Origin of the sequence: Bradyrhizobium sp. 153 (genome assembly GCF_023073835.1) — a bacterium.
GTDB lineage: Bacteria > Pseudomonadota > Alphaproteobacteria > Rhizobiales > Xanthobacteraceae > Bradyrhizobium.
This window is the reverse complement of the sequence record NZ_JADPKH010000120.1, coordinates 172817-186266: the sequence shown is the minus strand read 5'-3', so window position 1 is coordinate 186266 and position 13450 is coordinate 172817. Positions and strand designations below refer to the sequence as shown.

The window sequence follows — 13450 nt, the reverse complement described above, 5'->3', positions numbered from 1 at the left end:
TTCAAATATAGGCGCACCAATTGCGGTGCGTGCCTGAAGAGTCGTCTACCTGATGAAGCGATCGAGAAGAGCGTCAGCGATGGCTTGCGACGTGGTCCTTGCCGGCGCGGTTTTGCCAACGACGCGCAGCCCCTCGACGAAACAGACGAGAATCTTGGCGGCACTCGAGGGATCGACATCCTCCGCCAACTGGCCTGCTGTCTTTGCGCGGGATAGTGCGCTCGCCACCCTGGCCTCCATCGCCCTAAAGAAGCCCGCGACGCGGCGGTTTACTTCGGAATCCTGCCCGGCTAGCTCCATGGCCGTGGCCACCAGCAGGCACCCGCGCCGGCCGTTGGCACCGCTGGTGCGCTCGACGTAGCCGGCCAGAAAGGTTCGCAGGCCGTCGATCGGCCCCTTGCGAGGGCTGAGCTCGACATCCATCCGTGCCACCGCATCGGCAATGTAGCGATCGAGCGCGCGAAGGAACAGCGAGTGCTTGTCACCGAACGCGGCGTAAAGGCTACCACGCGACAATTTTGTGGCACGAAGCAGGTCCGGCAGCGCGGTGGCGTGATAGCCGCGCGACCAGAACGCGTTCATCGCGTGTTCGACGGCGGCGTCCACGTCGAAGCTTCGCGGGCGGCCGCGAGGCAATTGCGCTAGGGGCTGGCGGCTCATGCGTGATATATAGACCGATCGGTCCTCAAATTACAAGTGGCGGCGGCCAGGCTCTAGCTCAGGAAATCCGAGGACGTCTGGTCTTATGGGAACACAGCCGGGCAACTTACGTTGGAGATCATAGCTTATCGCGGGATACTCGGAGTGCGTCCCGACATGGCGACTTTTTTGGGCGTTGAGGCCTGCGACTTGGCCGCCGCGCTTCCGGCTGCCGACGTGATCTTGTTTGGCGCTTCAGATGCCACGCCTCATCTTGCAGGTCAGACGAGCCATGCCGCTAAGGCGCCGGATGTCATTCGTCGTGCCCTGCGCCACTATGAGAGCGATCTCACCCGTTGGGATTTTGATCAAGACGCCGAATTGCTCGAATCAGCAAGCATGAAGGTCCTCGACGGTGGGAACCTGCTGACGGACCCAACAACACCCGAGAGCAATCGAGACGCGATCAGAGCAACTACACAAGCAATACTTTCCGTCGGAGCTGTCCCGCTCCTGCTGGGCGGTGATGATTCGGTTCCGATACCCTTCTTCGAGGCATTCCATAAGACCAAAGACCTGACGATCCTGCAGATTGACGCCCATCTCGATTGGCGCGATCAGCGAGACGGATCAGGCTATACGTTCTCCAGCACAATGCGGCGAGCCAGCGAATTATCTTGGGTGAAGCGCATCGTCCAAGTCGGTTTGCGGGGCATTGGCGGCTCTGGTCGCGGTGAATTTGACGATGCGAAAGCATGGGGCGCGAAGATTTTCACTGCCAGAGAGCTCCGACGTCACGGAATCGCTAGCGTTCTCGAAGAAATAGAAGACGACGGTAAGTGCCTCATCACCATCGATTGTGACGGTCTTGATCCGTCAGTCGTCCCGGGTGTGCTCATCCCTCAGCCGGGCGGTCTGCACTATTTCGACGTTATTGAACTGCTGCAAGGTATTGCGTCAAAGTCTACGATCGTCGGATTAGACGTGGTCGAGTTCGTCCCGCATCGCGATTTGCAAAATATTGGAGCAACTACTGTCGCGCGAATTATCTGCAATGCGATAGGTTGCATGCGCAAACGGGCGGTGTAGCTGCTAGCCAGCCACCTGGGCCGGACGCCATCGGCTTACGTCCTCACTTCGTCAGCACCGCCGCCGAGCCTTCGGCATTCTCCCGCACGTGGATCACCGCGATGTCATCGGTGTAGATCCGCTTCCAGCCCTTGAGCTGGTCGAGGATCTGCGGGCCCGGCGCATCGGCGACCAATAGCGTTGCGTCGATCTTGTGCTCGTCGAGCAGGCGCGGCAGCAGATCCGGCTTCTTGCCCTCCGTTGCCTTGAAGAAGTCCATGACGAATTTCTCGCCATAGAGCTCGGCGCGGCCGTCGACGAAGACGGGGATGTCGCGCGAGATCAGATAGCCGCCGAACTGATAAGCGTTGAAGATGCGCTGCACCTTGCGCTGTTCGAGCAGGTCGACCGCTGCCACCGGCGTCTGCGTCATCGTGAAGCTGAAGCGGTGGTGCCCCATGTAGATCGAGGTTGAGCTCCAGCTTGCGGCCACGATCATCAGCGCGCCGAGCGCGGTGACGTAGCGGGCCGGCCAGCGGTCGCCATCAGTGGCGTCGATCTGCGGGCGCGAAAACATCTCGCCGAGCGGCTTTGCCAACACCAGCGGCACCAGAAAGGCAAAGGCCTCGATGCTCCGGACATGCGTCAGCGCACTCCAGGTCAGGAACAGAATCAGGAAGATCCTTGGCGCCGAGAGCACGAGGCCGCGATAGTAACCGAGAGCGATCAGACCGAGCAGCGCGCCTTCGAACGAGGTGAACGTGGCGAAATTCGCCGGCATCCATTCGAAGATCAGTGACAGCAGTTCGCCGAGGCTGAGGATGTTGGTAGCACCCATCAACGTCTTCCAGCCGTAAGGCGTGCAGCAGCTCGCGACCAGGGCGCCGATGCCGAATAGCACCCAGCGCAGGAACAGTTGGAGTCGTCGTCCCTTCTCGGCATGCTCGACCGCCTCGAGCGAGATCGGGCCGATCAGCGCCAGGCCCAGCACGAAGCCGCCGTGCAAATTCGCCCAGAGCGCCATCAGCGGCAGCCAGGCCCAGGACGGCGCGCTTCTGCGGTCGGCAGCGGCCATCAAGAGGCCGACCCACGCCACCATGACGGGCAACGCCAGGATGTGCGGACGCGCCAGCACGTGATGCAGCGACAACAGCAGTGCCAGCATCGCGAACAGCACCGCGCGCGGTGCCTCGATCTGGGCGTCGAGCAGATAGACGAAGATTGCGGCCGAGAGCGCGACCCCGACCGCGGTGAGGATCACGGGCCCGGCCCAGCCCCATTGCGCATAGCAGAACGCGAACATCACCTGCGACAGCCACGACGTCGAAATCCAGGGCGCGCCCGTCCGCGTGAAGGAATAGAAGTCGGTGGTGGGCACGGCGCCGTGATCGAGGATCCATTGCCCGATCTTGATCTGCCAGAACGAGTCGGAGTCCTGAAGCAGCGTGTCGCCGACGAAGAGGAAGAAGAGATAGGCGCCGGCACCGACGCAGAGCGGCGTCAGGGCTCGTGCGCGGCCCTGCACCGCGATGCCGTTGGCAAAGGAAAGGGACATGCCGCCTCGTCGTCCTGTTGTTTCTTGTCGGTCCGAGCATGATCCGCAAAAAGTGTGTAGCAGTTTTCCGGAAAGATCATGCTCGAAACAATAACTTGAAGCGCGCTGAACGATTCATCTGGTCGCGCTTCAGTCCGAGCGGGCGGCATTGGACCACGGCGGTGATAACTTCGGGTAAACTGGCGCCGGTCAGTCTCATCTCCCGACGATTTAACCGGTTGTTTTCAATTTCGGTTTACCATCGGCCAATACACGCAAACCGCTCCGTGTTTGCGCAGTCGAATTAACTGCGGCGAAATTCTTTGCCCCTAAGTTGGGTTTCATGGTCGGGCGGCGCTGGGAAGCCGAGAAGACCAGATTCAGTTATAGCCCGTATACTCTTTGGAGCAGTCTATGAAGAACCTCGTTTCGCGTTTCGTGAAAGACGAATCCGGCGCCACCGCCATCGAATACGGCCTGATCGCCGCCGGTATCGCGCTCGCGATCATCACCGTCGTCACCAACCTCGGCAGCACGCTGAACGGCAAGTTCGGCTCGATCTCGACCAGCCTGAAGTAAGACTGGACGACTTAAGAATTTCGAGAGCCCCGTCCCCGATGGGGCTCTTTTCTTTTGGGCGATGCAGCTGCAGTCGGACGACCGCCTAAGGTGTATCGTTCAAGTCGCCCGCTTGGCAGGCGCCTCACCATGCGGCTCAAATATCCCGCCGCAAACCACTTGAGAGTCCGCCCCAGACGGACGCTTCGAAGGAGAGCTGAAGGCAAGCTTCCGCCAGGGTTTTCTTCTTACGCGCAAGGTCGCGAGAGCCAGCGGCCTTGTTTGGCTCACCGTGACGCGGGAGGTAGCTGCACCGGTGCGTCATCGCGGACGTGAACCACGGCGATATCATCCGCATAGAGCTGCTTCCACCCCGGCAAATGGTCCATAATTCTAGCGGCGGGAATGCTGGTGTTCAGCAACGTCGCATCGATCCGGTAGGTCTCGAGCAGACGCAGCAGAGTCTCCACGTTCTTGCCCTCAACGGCATCGAAGTAGTCGAGCACAAACTGCTCTCCATACAGCTCGGCGCGGCCATCGATGAAGCTCTTGATGTTGCGGGTGATCAGATAGCCTCCGATCGGAGCGGTGCTGAAGATCCGCTGCGCGTGCCGCCGTTCGAGCAGGTCGACCGCAGCCGCGGGACTCTGATTGGCAATAAAAGCATACCGGTGCGGCGTCGCATAGGAGCGGGTGATGCTCCAGCCGGCGACGACGATCACGAGCGCCGCAATTGCGGTCATTGTAAAGGAGAACCGCGGTTCTTGCGCCACAGCTCTCGTCAGTCCCAATTGTCCGGCGAACGGCTTTGCGACCACGAGCGGGGTCAACAGGGCAAAGACCTCGATGTTTCTGACGTGGGTGAGTGCCGCCCAGGTCAGGCCTAGCAGCAGAAGAATGCGGGTCCACGGCAGCGTCAGTCCGCTGCAATAGCCGATAGCGATCAAACCGAGCAGGGCGGCTTCAAACGGGCTGAACGAGCTGAAGTCGGCCGGCATCCACTCCCAGATCAACGAGAGCAGCTTACCGAGGCTGAGGATTTTCGTGGCGCCGAGAAGCGTGTCCCAGCCGTAGGGCGTGCAGCAGCTCGCGGCAAGCGCAGCAAGTCCGAACAAGGCCCAGCGCGCCGCCACTGCAAACCGGTCGTTGCGATCTGCGGCCACGATTGCATCGAGGCCAATGGGGCCAATCAGGACCAGCCCCATGACGAAACCGCCGTGAAGATTGGCCCACAACGCCATCAAGAGCAGCAACAGCCAGGAGGGCGCAGTGCGCCGATCGGCGGCCGCCAGCAACCCGCCGACAAAGGCAAGCATGACAGGCAAGGCCAGCATGTGCGGGCGGGCGAGAAAGTGGCCGACCGACATCGCGAGCAGCGGAGTGAGGAGCAGAAAGGCGCGCGCAGGTTCCAGATAGGGCTCAAGCAGGTAGACGAAAATCGCCGCAGTCACACCGATCGCGAGCGATGTCAGGATCACTGCGCCCGACCAGTTCGATGGTTCGTAAACAAGCGCGAACAGCACTTGTGACAGCCAGGAACTCGAGATCCAGGCCTCGCCGGCCCGCGTGAAGGAATAAATGTCGTTGTAGGGAAGTGCGCGGTGTTCGAGGATCCACTGCCCGATCTTGATCTGCCACAGCGTATCGGAGTCGCGCAGCATGACGTCGCCGATGCCTAGAAAGAACACGTAGACAATGGCGCCAATGCAGAACGGCATGAGCCAGCGCGCAACGCCGCGGACGGGAACGCTGCTCGTGATGGAGATCGACATTGCACTCTCGGAGTTGAATGACCACGCACAACAGCGCGTCAGCACCTGAACATGATCGCCTTTAAGTTGAGGTAAACTGGACCGGCTTGCCGCGGCCCAGCGGTGCAAGGATGCTTTTACTACTACTTGCTTGCTTGCAGCCCAGTTGCGTGGCGCTCGTATGCTCATTTGTATCTTGTCATCCACCCTGAATAGTTGTTCAGTCCTTGCGGGGCAATTTGCATCTTTCGACGTGACGAAGCGTTCGGCCGCGGGGCGTGGCTGGCGCGTGGGGACAGGAAGCGCGCCATGGTTTATCGGCGGACGCATCAAGTGGTGAAGCGCCTTGCAGCCCGGCGCAGTGCGATATTGGCGGCGGCGCGGGAGGCTGCGGCCGAAGGCGGGATGGCGGCTGTGCAGATCGCGCCGGTCGCGCTCCGGGCCAATGTTGCGGCGGGGACGGTCTACCGCTACTTCCCCTCCAAGGCCGAGCTGATCTCCGAATTGATTGCGGAGGTTTCGCGCGACGAACTCGCCGCCATCCGGCGGGCGGCCGACGGCGCGCCGGGGCCGTCCTCGGCGCTGGCGGCCGCGGTCACCACCGTGGCGGTCCATACGCTGTCGCAGCGCAGGCTGGCCTGGGGCATCTTGGCCGAGCCCGTTGATGTCGATGTCAGTGCCTCGCGCCTTGCCAGCCGCCGCGAGATCGCCGGCGAGATTGCGTCACGGATCGACGCCGCCGTGCGCGCCGGCCATCTGCCGGCGCAGGAAACCGCGCTCGCTGCCACCGCGCTGCTCGGCGCGCTGCATGAAGCCCTGGTCGGGCCGCTCGCGCCCGACAATCTCGAGGATCCCGTCAAGATGCGCGACGCGGTGCAGACGGTGACGCTGCTGGCGCTGCGTGCGGTCGGCGTCATGGACGCCCGGGCCAGGGGGCTGGTGGTGCAGCAGACGTTGCTGCCGACCGCGAAGGCGCTGGTTGGGGCGTAAATCCGCCGCGCGATCGGGGCGGAGGCCTGATTGCGCTCAGGCCGTTGCTCGAACAGGGCTTTTCGAAAGACCGCAGCACGGGCGCCGAATGGGCCTTCTACTGTGCATGGGGTTGTTTTCGCAGTTTTTGTTTGAGCAGCCGGACTCAGATATGGGCATCGCCCTCGGGGCCGACCGAGGCGATGCGCACCATGTTGGTGGTGCCGGGGATGCCGAGCGGCACGCCGGCGACAATGATGACGCGCTGGCCGGCCCGGACGAAGCCGTCCCGGAACGCGATCTGGCCGGCGCGGCCGACCATGTCGTCCTGGTCGCGGGCATCCTCGGCCACGACGCAGTGCACGCCCCAGACGACGGCGAGGCGGCGGCCGGCCGTGATGTTCGGTGTAATCGCCACGATCGGCGGCTTCGGCCGCTCGCGCGCGACGCGCACGGCGGTTGAGCCCGAGCTGGTCCAGCAGATCAAGGCGGGCAGGTCGAGCGTCTCGGCGATCTGGCGCGCGGCGTCGGCGATGGCATCGCCGGCGGTCGATTCCGGCGCGGGGCGCTGCGCCATGATCACGGACCGATAGGTCGGGTCGCGCTCGACCTCCTCGCCGATGCGGTTCATGGTCGAGACCGCCTCGACCGGGAACTTGCCGGCCGCCGATTCCGCCGACAGCATGATGGCGTCGGCACCCTCGTAAACGGCGGTGGCGACGTCGGAGACTTCGGCCCGGGTCGGCACCGGCGACTGGATCATCGATTCCAGCATCTGGGTCGCGATCACCACCGGCTTGCCGGCGCGGCGCGCCATCCGCGTCATCTGCTTCTGCAGGCTCGGCACCCGCTCCAGCGGTAGCTCGACGCCGAGATCGCCGCGCGCCACCATCAGCGCATCGGAAGCCTCGATGATGTCGGCGAGGCGATCGATCGCCTGCGGCTTCTCGATCTTGGCCATCACCGCGGCGCGGCCACGGATCATCTTCTTGGCTTCGAGCACGTCGTCAGCCCGCTGCACGAAGGACAGCGCGATCCAGTCGACGCCGGTGACGAGCGCCGCCTCGAGGTCGGCGCGGTCCTTCGGGGTCATCGCCGAGACCGGCAGGTCGGTGTCGGGCAGGCTGACGCCCTTGCGGTCGCTCATCTTGCCGCCGACCACGACACGCGTCACCGCGTGCTCCTTCGTGGTCTCCTCCGCGATCAGCCGCACCTTGCCGTCGTCGAGCAGCAGCGCATGGCCGGGCCGGAGCGCGGCCAGGATCTCCGGATGCGGCAGGTGGACGCGCGTGGTATCGCCTGGCGCCTTGTCGGAATCGAGGGTGAAGGTCTGGCCGTTCTGGAGCTGGACCGCGCCGTCACTGAAGGCGCCGAGCCTGAGCTTCGGGCCCTGGAGGTCGACCAGAATGCCGATTGGCCGGCCGTAGCTCGATTCGACGTTGCGGATCGTCGCCACCAGCTCCCGCATCTTATCATGCGGTGTGTGGCTCATGTTGATGCGAAACAGGTCGGCGCCGGCCTCGAACAGGCGGCGGATCATCGCGAGGTCCGACGAGGCAGGTCCCAGGGTCGCGAGAATCTTGATACGGCGAAGGCGCCTCATTGCTTACTTCCAGACGGGGGCGAGGGCGCTGGCGGGAGGCCAGTCGCGGGCGGCGTACCACCGGGCGGGCTGTTGGGCAAACCGGGAACCCCGCCCGGGCCAACCGTGCCGGGCAGGCCAGGTACGCGTTGCTGCGCCGGTTGTTCGTTGGCGTCGGTGAGCTGGACCGTCCAAGCCCGCTGCTCGCCGGTATCGACCTCGAAATAGCCGGTGCGGTCGTAGCCGCGCGCCAGGCAATCCTCGGTGCCGCGGATGGTGAACTCCTTGTCGCGCGAGCACATGAAGGCTTGGCCCGACCATTCACCGCCACGGTCGTAGTCGATGGCATAGATGTAATAATAGCGGGCGACCAGCGTTCCCCGCAGCAGCGTCTCGCAGGTGCGCGACGAGATGTTCCACCAGCCCTCGGTGGTCCAGCCCTCGGCGTCCTTGTAGCCCAGCGCGATTCCGACCCGGCTCGATGTGTTGTTGCAGAGGCGGAAATCGGCGGACGCCGGGCTGGTCCAGAGGCACAGCAGCGCGACCGCCAGCACCGGGACCAACCGGGCGAGCACGCAAAGGGGGGAGCGGGGAGATTCGGCGATCATTGGCGCGGAAGCTATATCAGATCATTGACGATTTGGCGTGGCGCCGCAGAACCGCCCCAAGGAGCGGTAAGGCCGGCTGCCGGCTCGTTTGCGCCGTGATATGGCAAAATCTGTGACAGGACCCACCTGATCCCGTAAGGGTGACCGCCATCGGGCGGCAGAGCACAATTCAGGGCCAAGGAATCCAGCTATGGCAATCGACGACAAAACCAGAACGGAGCTCGAGGCGGCCGCTTTCCGCCGCCTGGTCGATCATTTGAGGACACGCACGGACGTCCAGAACATCGACCTGATGAACCTCGCCGGCTTTTGCCGCAACTGCCTGTCCAACTGGCTCAAGGACGCCGCCGACGCCCAAGGCGTCGCCTTGAGTAAGGACGAGAGCCGGGAGGCCGTCTACGGCATGCCCTACGAGACCTGGAAGTCGAAATACCAGGGCACAGCCACGCCGGAGCAGATCGAGGCGATGAAGAAAGTCCATCGCCACGGGCACTGAACGACGGCCTGCTGAGTCGCGCCACACAACAGCTTTCTTCAAGCAGCCGCAGGAAGGTGTGGGCGCGCTGTGGACGAGCGCGATGCTGCCTTGAACGCCGGGAGCGCCAACCCTAAGGGTCTACCCAGCACGCGCGGTAAGGATGCCGGCGTCACCTTGTTTTTGCCAGTTCCATTGGGAGTACCAAGATGGCCACCTCCGCCGCCGTCCGCGACGACGAGCCCGCGACGAAATTTGCCAAGGACCAGCTCAAATCCATCATCGAGCGCATCGAGCGGCTGGAGGAGGAGAAGAAGGCGATCTCGGACGACATCCGCGACGTCTATGCCGAGAGCAAGGGCAACGGCTACGACGTCAAGGCGCTGCGCACCATCGTGCGCCTGCGCAAGCAGGACCCTAACGAGCGCGCTGACGCCGAGACCATTCTCGAGACCTACATGCAGGCGCTGGGGATGATCTGAGGCGCCCGGGGGCGTTGCAGCGCACCAAGCTTGGGCGAAATCCCTTCATCTGCTAGAGTGCCCGGTGAAGGGACCGAGCGATGGATGTGCCGGGACCAGAGCGCAGGCTTGCCGCGGTCCTCGCCGCCGACATGGTCGGCTTTAGCCGGCTCATGGAAGTCGACGAGGCGGGTACCCTTGCGCGCCTCAAGACCCATCGGGTCGAGCTCATCGATCCGGCCATTGCCAAGAATCGCGGCACCATCATCAAGACGACGGGTGACGGCATGCTCGCCGAATTCCACAGCGTCGTCGATGCCGTGCTCTGTGCCGCCGAGGTTCAGCGCCGCATGGCGCGGCGCAATGCCGATGTCCCGCCGCCGCGATGGATACAATTCCGCATCGGCATCAATCTTGGCGATGTCATCGTTGATCAAAACGACATTTTCGGTGACGGCGTCAACGTCGCAGCACGACTGGAGGCGCTGGCCGAGCCTGGAGGGATCTGCGTTTCAGGCGCGGTGCGCGATCAGGTGGGCGACCGGCTCGACGGAGTTCAATTCGAAGATCTCGGCGAGCAGAACGTCAAGAACATCGCTCGCCCGATCCGCATCTTCCGCATGCGGCTGGCGGAAGGGCCTGCAAGCCTGCCAGAGGCGACGAAGGCTGTTACGTCACCAACTGTCTCAAAGAAGCCGTCCATCGCCGTGCTGCCGTTCGCCAACATGAGCGGCGATCCGGAACAGGAGTTCTTCGCCGACGGTCTCACGGAAGACATCATCACCGAGCTCTCGCGCTTCCACGACCTGCTCGTCATCTCGCGAAACTCGACCTTCGTCTACAAGGGCAAGGCCGTAAAGGTCCAGGACATCGGCCGTGAGTTCGGGGTCGACTATGTCATCGAGGGCAGCGTGCGGAAAGCCGGCGGGCGTGTCCGCGTCACCGTGCAGCTGATCGACGCGGAAACCGATCGCCACATCTGGGCTGAACGTTACGATCGCGAGCTCCAGGATATTTTCGCCATCCAGGACGAGATGACCCGCGCGATCGTCGCGACGTTGCCTGGTCGCGTCGAAGCGGCAGCGCATGACCGCACCAAGCGCAAGCCGACCGAGAACATGCGCGCCTACGAATGCGTGCTGGCTGCAAAGCTCCTGCATCACCGTTCAACACGCGAGGACAACGCGCAGGCGCAGATACTGCTCAACCGGGCGCTGGCGATGGATCCGAATTACGCCCACGCTCACGCCTGGAAGGCGTGTGTGCTCGGCCAGTGCTGGATTTATGGCTGGTGCGCTGACCGCGACGCGACTTTCGAGCAGGTGGCTGCAGAACTCGAGATCGCGTTGGCACTCGACGACAATGATGCAGATGTGCACCGCATCCTCGCCGCGCTCAATCTGACGCGCCACGACTATGAAAAAGCCACTTATCATCAGGAGCGTGCGTTGGCCCTCAACCCGAACTACGATCTGGTTGTCGTGCAGCAAGGAGAGCTCCTGACCTGGCTGGGCTTGCCTGAGGAGGGCATCGACTGGATCAGGAAAGCGATGCGGCTCAACCCTCATCATCCCGAGCGATTCTGGAGCCATCTCGGTCGCGCGTATTATTGCGCGGAGAAATACGCCGAGGCCGCCGAGGCGTTTTCAAGGATCACGCGGCCCGACTATACCCATCACGCGTTCCTTGCAGCGATATTCGCGCAGATGAACAATGCCGTCGCGGCTGGCGCTCACGCCGCGGAGGTTCTGAAGCGCGAACCCGGGTTCTCGGTGGCAGCCTATCTTGCAACCCTGCACTACAAGCGCGAGATCGATCGCGAGCGTCACGAATCCGGCCTCCTCAGGGCTGGCCTGCCGGCTTGATCGATACGCGCAGGAAGAACAGGGCAGGCGAGAGCTTGGCTGGGCCGCGGCTCTCAGCGCAGCGCGGCAGTGCGCATGACGAAGGACGTCGTCTCGAGCTTGGCGGTGGCGCTACCCGAGAAACTGTCGCAGGACAGGCCCTGCATCGGGTCCTCGACAAAGCCCATCGCGATCACGGCCTGCGGCTTGACGAAATAGCGGCGCAGCGCCGCCGTATCGAGCTCGCCCATCAGCGTCACCGACATCGCACGGCTGGCGCTCGGTGACAGCATCACGATCTTGAGCCAGATGCTGTCGCCCTTGGCCGCGGAGAGCCGGGTCGCGGTTGCGATCCTGCCATCGATGCTCTTGCCGACCACGGTGTTGATCTCGGCCTGAGCGAGGCTGCGCGTCGTGGAAGCGGGACGAGCGGAGCGCGGGATCGGGGCAGAGGCGGCGACGACATTGGCGCGGTCGACCGGCGAGGCGGAAGCGGGGGCAAAGGCCAGCGCCTGATAGGCCGCGCTGGAAACGCTCGCGGTGGCTTGCGGATCGGTGGCGGCGGCAAGTGCCTGGCGCGCCTTCAACGCTGCGACCTGTGCCGGCGTCGCCTGCTGCGGCGCGGCCGGTATATCATCCCAGAAACCGCGGGCATTGATGATGTCGGCCGGGGTCTCGGGCTTGGCATCGGCAGATTTGGCGGTCGCCGGCTTGTCAGCCCCCGGCTTCGGCTTGGGTGGCGCAACGATCTGCGCGTCGGCCGAGGCGAGCTGGAGCGTTGCAGCGATCTGCGGCTTGGCGCGCGGCGTCGGCACCGGCTCGGCGGACTTGGCCGCGGCGGCGACCACGGTCGGCGTCGCCGGTTTCGCGGCCGGCGCCGGTGCGCCCTCGTCATCCTCGTCGCTGCTGGCGGCCGGAGCCGCCGACCTGCCCTTGAACAAGGCGGCGAAGAAATTGGTCTTGCTGCCGGAATCGTCGCCGCTGCCGCGTCGCTCGATCTCGGCCTTGGCGAGCTCATAACCCTTCAGCGGAACGCCGTCGGTCGGCAGATGCACTGTTTTTCCGTCCGGGAAAACGCGGGCGAGCTGGTCATGCGTCATGCGCGGCCAGTGCCGGATGCTGCCGGTATCGAGGTGCACGAAGGGCGAGCCGGAGGTCGGATAGAAGCCGACGCCGCCGCGCTGGAGGCGCAGGCCGGCGAAGCGGATCTGCTCCAGCGGCACGCCGGGGATATAGAAGTCCATCGCGTGGCCCAGCATATGCTGGCTGAAGCGCGCCACACCGGAGGAGCGGCGGCGGAGCATGGCGTTGGTAGCGGGGGAGCGGTAGGAGGAGATGATCTGAATCGGCTGCTTGCCGTCGACGTCGCGATAGACTTCCCAGAGGATGTCGAACAGGCGACGGTCCATGACCGTCTCGTCCTGGGTGCGCCAGTCGCGCAGAAAGTGATTGAGCTGCTTCAGCGCGGCTTCGTCATACCGGCCGTCTCGTTTGAAGGTGACGGTGAGGTCTTCGCCGGAATGGGTGTGATGAAAGGAGAGCGTCTTGGTTTCGTTCAGCGCGGCGGCGTCATGAACCGAACCTGCGGCAGCAAGCAGCAGTGCAGCAGCGAGGCCGATCCTGGATCCGGCCTTCACTCCCGCATGGGACAACGACAGCACAGCGAATTGGCGTGCGAGACCAGTCAGCACGTATGAGCCCACCCAGTCGACGAGCGTTCAAAATGGACTCTCCCGCCAACCCCGTAGCAGCGCGAAAGAGGATGAACGCTTTCTTAAAGCGAGAAGGTTAATTCGAGGTTGACCTTCCCGCCCCCAAACCAAGTCAGAATACAATCCTAAACGGTTGACTGTGGCAAAAAAACGCCCGCTGTCCGGGCCGAGGTTGAGGGTGGTTAACGTTAAGCGACCCCGTCCAGGGACGGGGTCGCTGATTTTATTGCAGAATTTTACAGAGGGAGC

12 protein-coding genes are annotated in these 13450 nt (G+C 63.5%); 6 read left to right on the top strand and 6 right to left on the bottom strand.

The window, feature by feature from the left end:
* Nucleotides 1-45 precede the first annotated feature (45 nt).
* A complete protein-coding gene (locus IVA91_RS28675) occupies nucleotides 46-660 on the bottom strand; it encodes a TetR/AcrR family transcriptional regulator (RefSeq protein WP_247280195.1) in 615 nt (204 codons plus the stop codon).
* 156 nt (nucleotides 661-816) lie between these two features.
* On the opposite strand from IVA91_RS28675, the gene IVA91_RS28670 reads away from it, so the two are divergent.
* On the top strand, nucleotides 817-1728 hold the full coding sequence (locus IVA91_RS28670; RefSeq protein WP_247280194.1) for an arginase family protein: 912 nt from the start codon (nucleotides 817-819) through the stop codon (nucleotides 1726-1728).
* Between the two features lie 43 nt (nucleotides 1729-1771).
* Here IVA91_RS28670 and IVA91_RS28665 read toward each other — a convergent pair whose 3' ends face one another.
* Nucleotides 1772-3262 (bottom strand): hypothetical protein, encoded by a 1491-nt coding sequence (locus tag IVA91_RS28665; protein ID WP_247280193.1) that lies wholly within the window; start codon nucleotides 3260-3262, stop codon nucleotides 1772-1774.
* A gap of 393 nt (nucleotides 3263-3655) precedes the next feature.
* Between IVA91_RS28665 and IVA91_RS28660 the strand changes: the two genes are divergently transcribed.
* The gene (locus IVA91_RS28660; RefSeq protein ID WP_247280192.1) at nucleotides 3656-3820 is read left to right on the top strand and encodes a Flp family type IVb pilin; all 165 of its coding nucleotides are present in this window, start codon (nucleotides 3656-3658) and stop codon (nucleotides 3818-3820) included.
* Nucleotides 3821-4086: 266 nt separating this feature from the next.
* Here the strand turns inward: IVA91_RS28660 and IVA91_RS28655 are convergent, their stop codons facing one another.
* Entirely contained in the window at nucleotides 4087-5757 is a 1671-nt protein-coding gene (locus IVA91_RS28655) for a hypothetical protein (RefSeq protein ID WP_346015534.1), read from the bottom strand.
* Nucleotides 5758-5859: 102 nt separating this feature from the next.
* Here IVA91_RS28655 and IVA91_RS28650 point away from each other — a divergent pair, with 102 nt between their 5' ends.
* Nucleotides 5860-6540, top strand: coding sequence for a TetR/AcrR family transcriptional regulator (locus IVA91_RS28650; protein ID WP_247280190.1), 681 nt, complete (start codon nucleotides 5860-5862; stop codon nucleotides 6538-6540).
* Between the two features lie 145 nt (nucleotides 6541-6685).
* On the opposite strand, the gene pyk is transcribed toward IVA91_RS28650, so the two are convergent.
* Together pyk and IVA91_RS28640 are read right to left on the bottom strand one after the other, a co-directional pair.
* A complete protein-coding gene (gene pyk / locus IVA91_RS28645; RefSeq protein WP_247280189.1) occupies nucleotides 6686-8122 on the bottom strand; it encodes a pyruvate kinase in 1437 nt (478 codons plus the stop codon).
* On the bottom strand, nucleotides 8119-8709 hold the full coding sequence (locus IVA91_RS28640) for a DUF1036 domain-containing protein (protein WP_247280188.1): 591 nt from the start codon (nucleotides 8707-8709) through the stop codon (nucleotides 8119-8121). Before IVA91_RS28640 ends, pyk begins: the two co-directional genes overlap by 4 nt.
* A 190-nt stretch (nucleotides 8710-8899) precedes the next feature.
* Between IVA91_RS28640 and IVA91_RS28635 the strand changes: the two genes are divergently transcribed.
* From IVA91_RS28635 to IVA91_RS28625, 3 genes are all read left to right on the top strand, one after another.
* Nucleotides 8900-9205, top strand: a complete 306-nt coding sequence (locus IVA91_RS28635) for a DUF1244 domain-containing protein (protein WP_247280187.1) — start codon at nucleotides 8900-8902, stop codon at nucleotides 9203-9205.
* Nucleotides 9206-9393: 188 nt separating this feature from the next.
* A complete protein-coding gene (locus IVA91_RS28630; protein ID WP_247280186.1) occupies nucleotides 9394-9666 on the top strand; it encodes a DUF2312 domain-containing protein in 273 nt (90 codons plus the stop codon).
* A gap of 80 nt (nucleotides 9667-9746) precedes the next feature.
* Entirely contained in the window at nucleotides 9747-11510 is a 1764-nt protein-coding gene (locus IVA91_RS28625; protein ID WP_247280185.1) for an adenylate/guanylate cyclase domain-containing protein, read from the top strand.
* A gap of 53 nt (nucleotides 11511-11563) precedes the next feature.
* Here IVA91_RS28625 and IVA91_RS28620 read toward each other — a convergent pair whose 3' ends face one another.
* Entirely contained in the window at nucleotides 11564-13180 is a 1617-nt protein-coding gene (locus IVA91_RS28620; RefSeq protein WP_247280184.1) for a DUF882 domain-containing protein, read from the bottom strand.
* Between the last annotated feature and the right edge of the window lie 270 nt (nucleotides 13181-13450).

Excerpts from the sequence above, each read along its gene's own strand:
- IVA91_RS28675 (WP_247280195.1), bottom strand. The coding sequence starts at position 660 with ATGAGCCGCCAGCCCCTAGCGCAATTGCCTCGCGGCCGCCCGCGAAGC.
- IVA91_RS28670 (WP_247280194.1), top strand. The coding sequence starts at position 817 with ATGGCGACTTTTTTGGGCGTTGAGGCCTGCGACTTGGCCGCCGCGCTT.
- IVA91_RS28665 (WP_247280193.1), bottom strand. The coding sequence starts at position 3,262 with ATGTCCCTTTCCTTTGCCAACGGCATCGCGGTGCAGGGCCGCGCACGA.
- IVA91_RS28660 (WP_247280192.1), top strand. The coding sequence starts at position 3,656 with ATGAAGAACCTCGTTTCGCGTTTCGTGAAAGACGAATCCGGCGCCACC.
- IVA91_RS28650 (WP_247280190.1), top strand. The coding sequence starts at position 5,860 with ATGGTTTATCGGCGGACGCATCAAGTGGTGAAGCGCCTTGCAGCCCGG.
- pyk (WP_247280189.1), bottom strand. The coding sequence starts at position 8,122 with ATGAGGCGCCTTCGCCGTATCAAGATTCTCGCGACCCTGGGACCTGCC.
- IVA91_RS28640 (WP_247280188.1), bottom strand. The coding sequence starts at position 8,709 with ATGATCGCCGAATCTCCCCGCTCCCCCCTTTGCGTGCTCGCCCGGTTG.
- IVA91_RS28635 (WP_247280187.1), top strand. The coding sequence starts at position 8,900 with ATGGCAATCGACGACAAAACCAGAACGGAGCTCGAGGCGGCCGCTTTC.
- IVA91_RS28630 (WP_247280186.1), top strand. The coding sequence starts at position 9,394 with ATGGCCACCTCCGCCGCCGTCCGCGACGACGAGCCCGCGACGAAATTT.
- IVA91_RS28625 (WP_247280185.1), top strand. The coding sequence starts at position 9,747 with ATGGATGTGCCGGGACCAGAGCGCAGGCTTGCCGCGGTCCTCGCCGCC.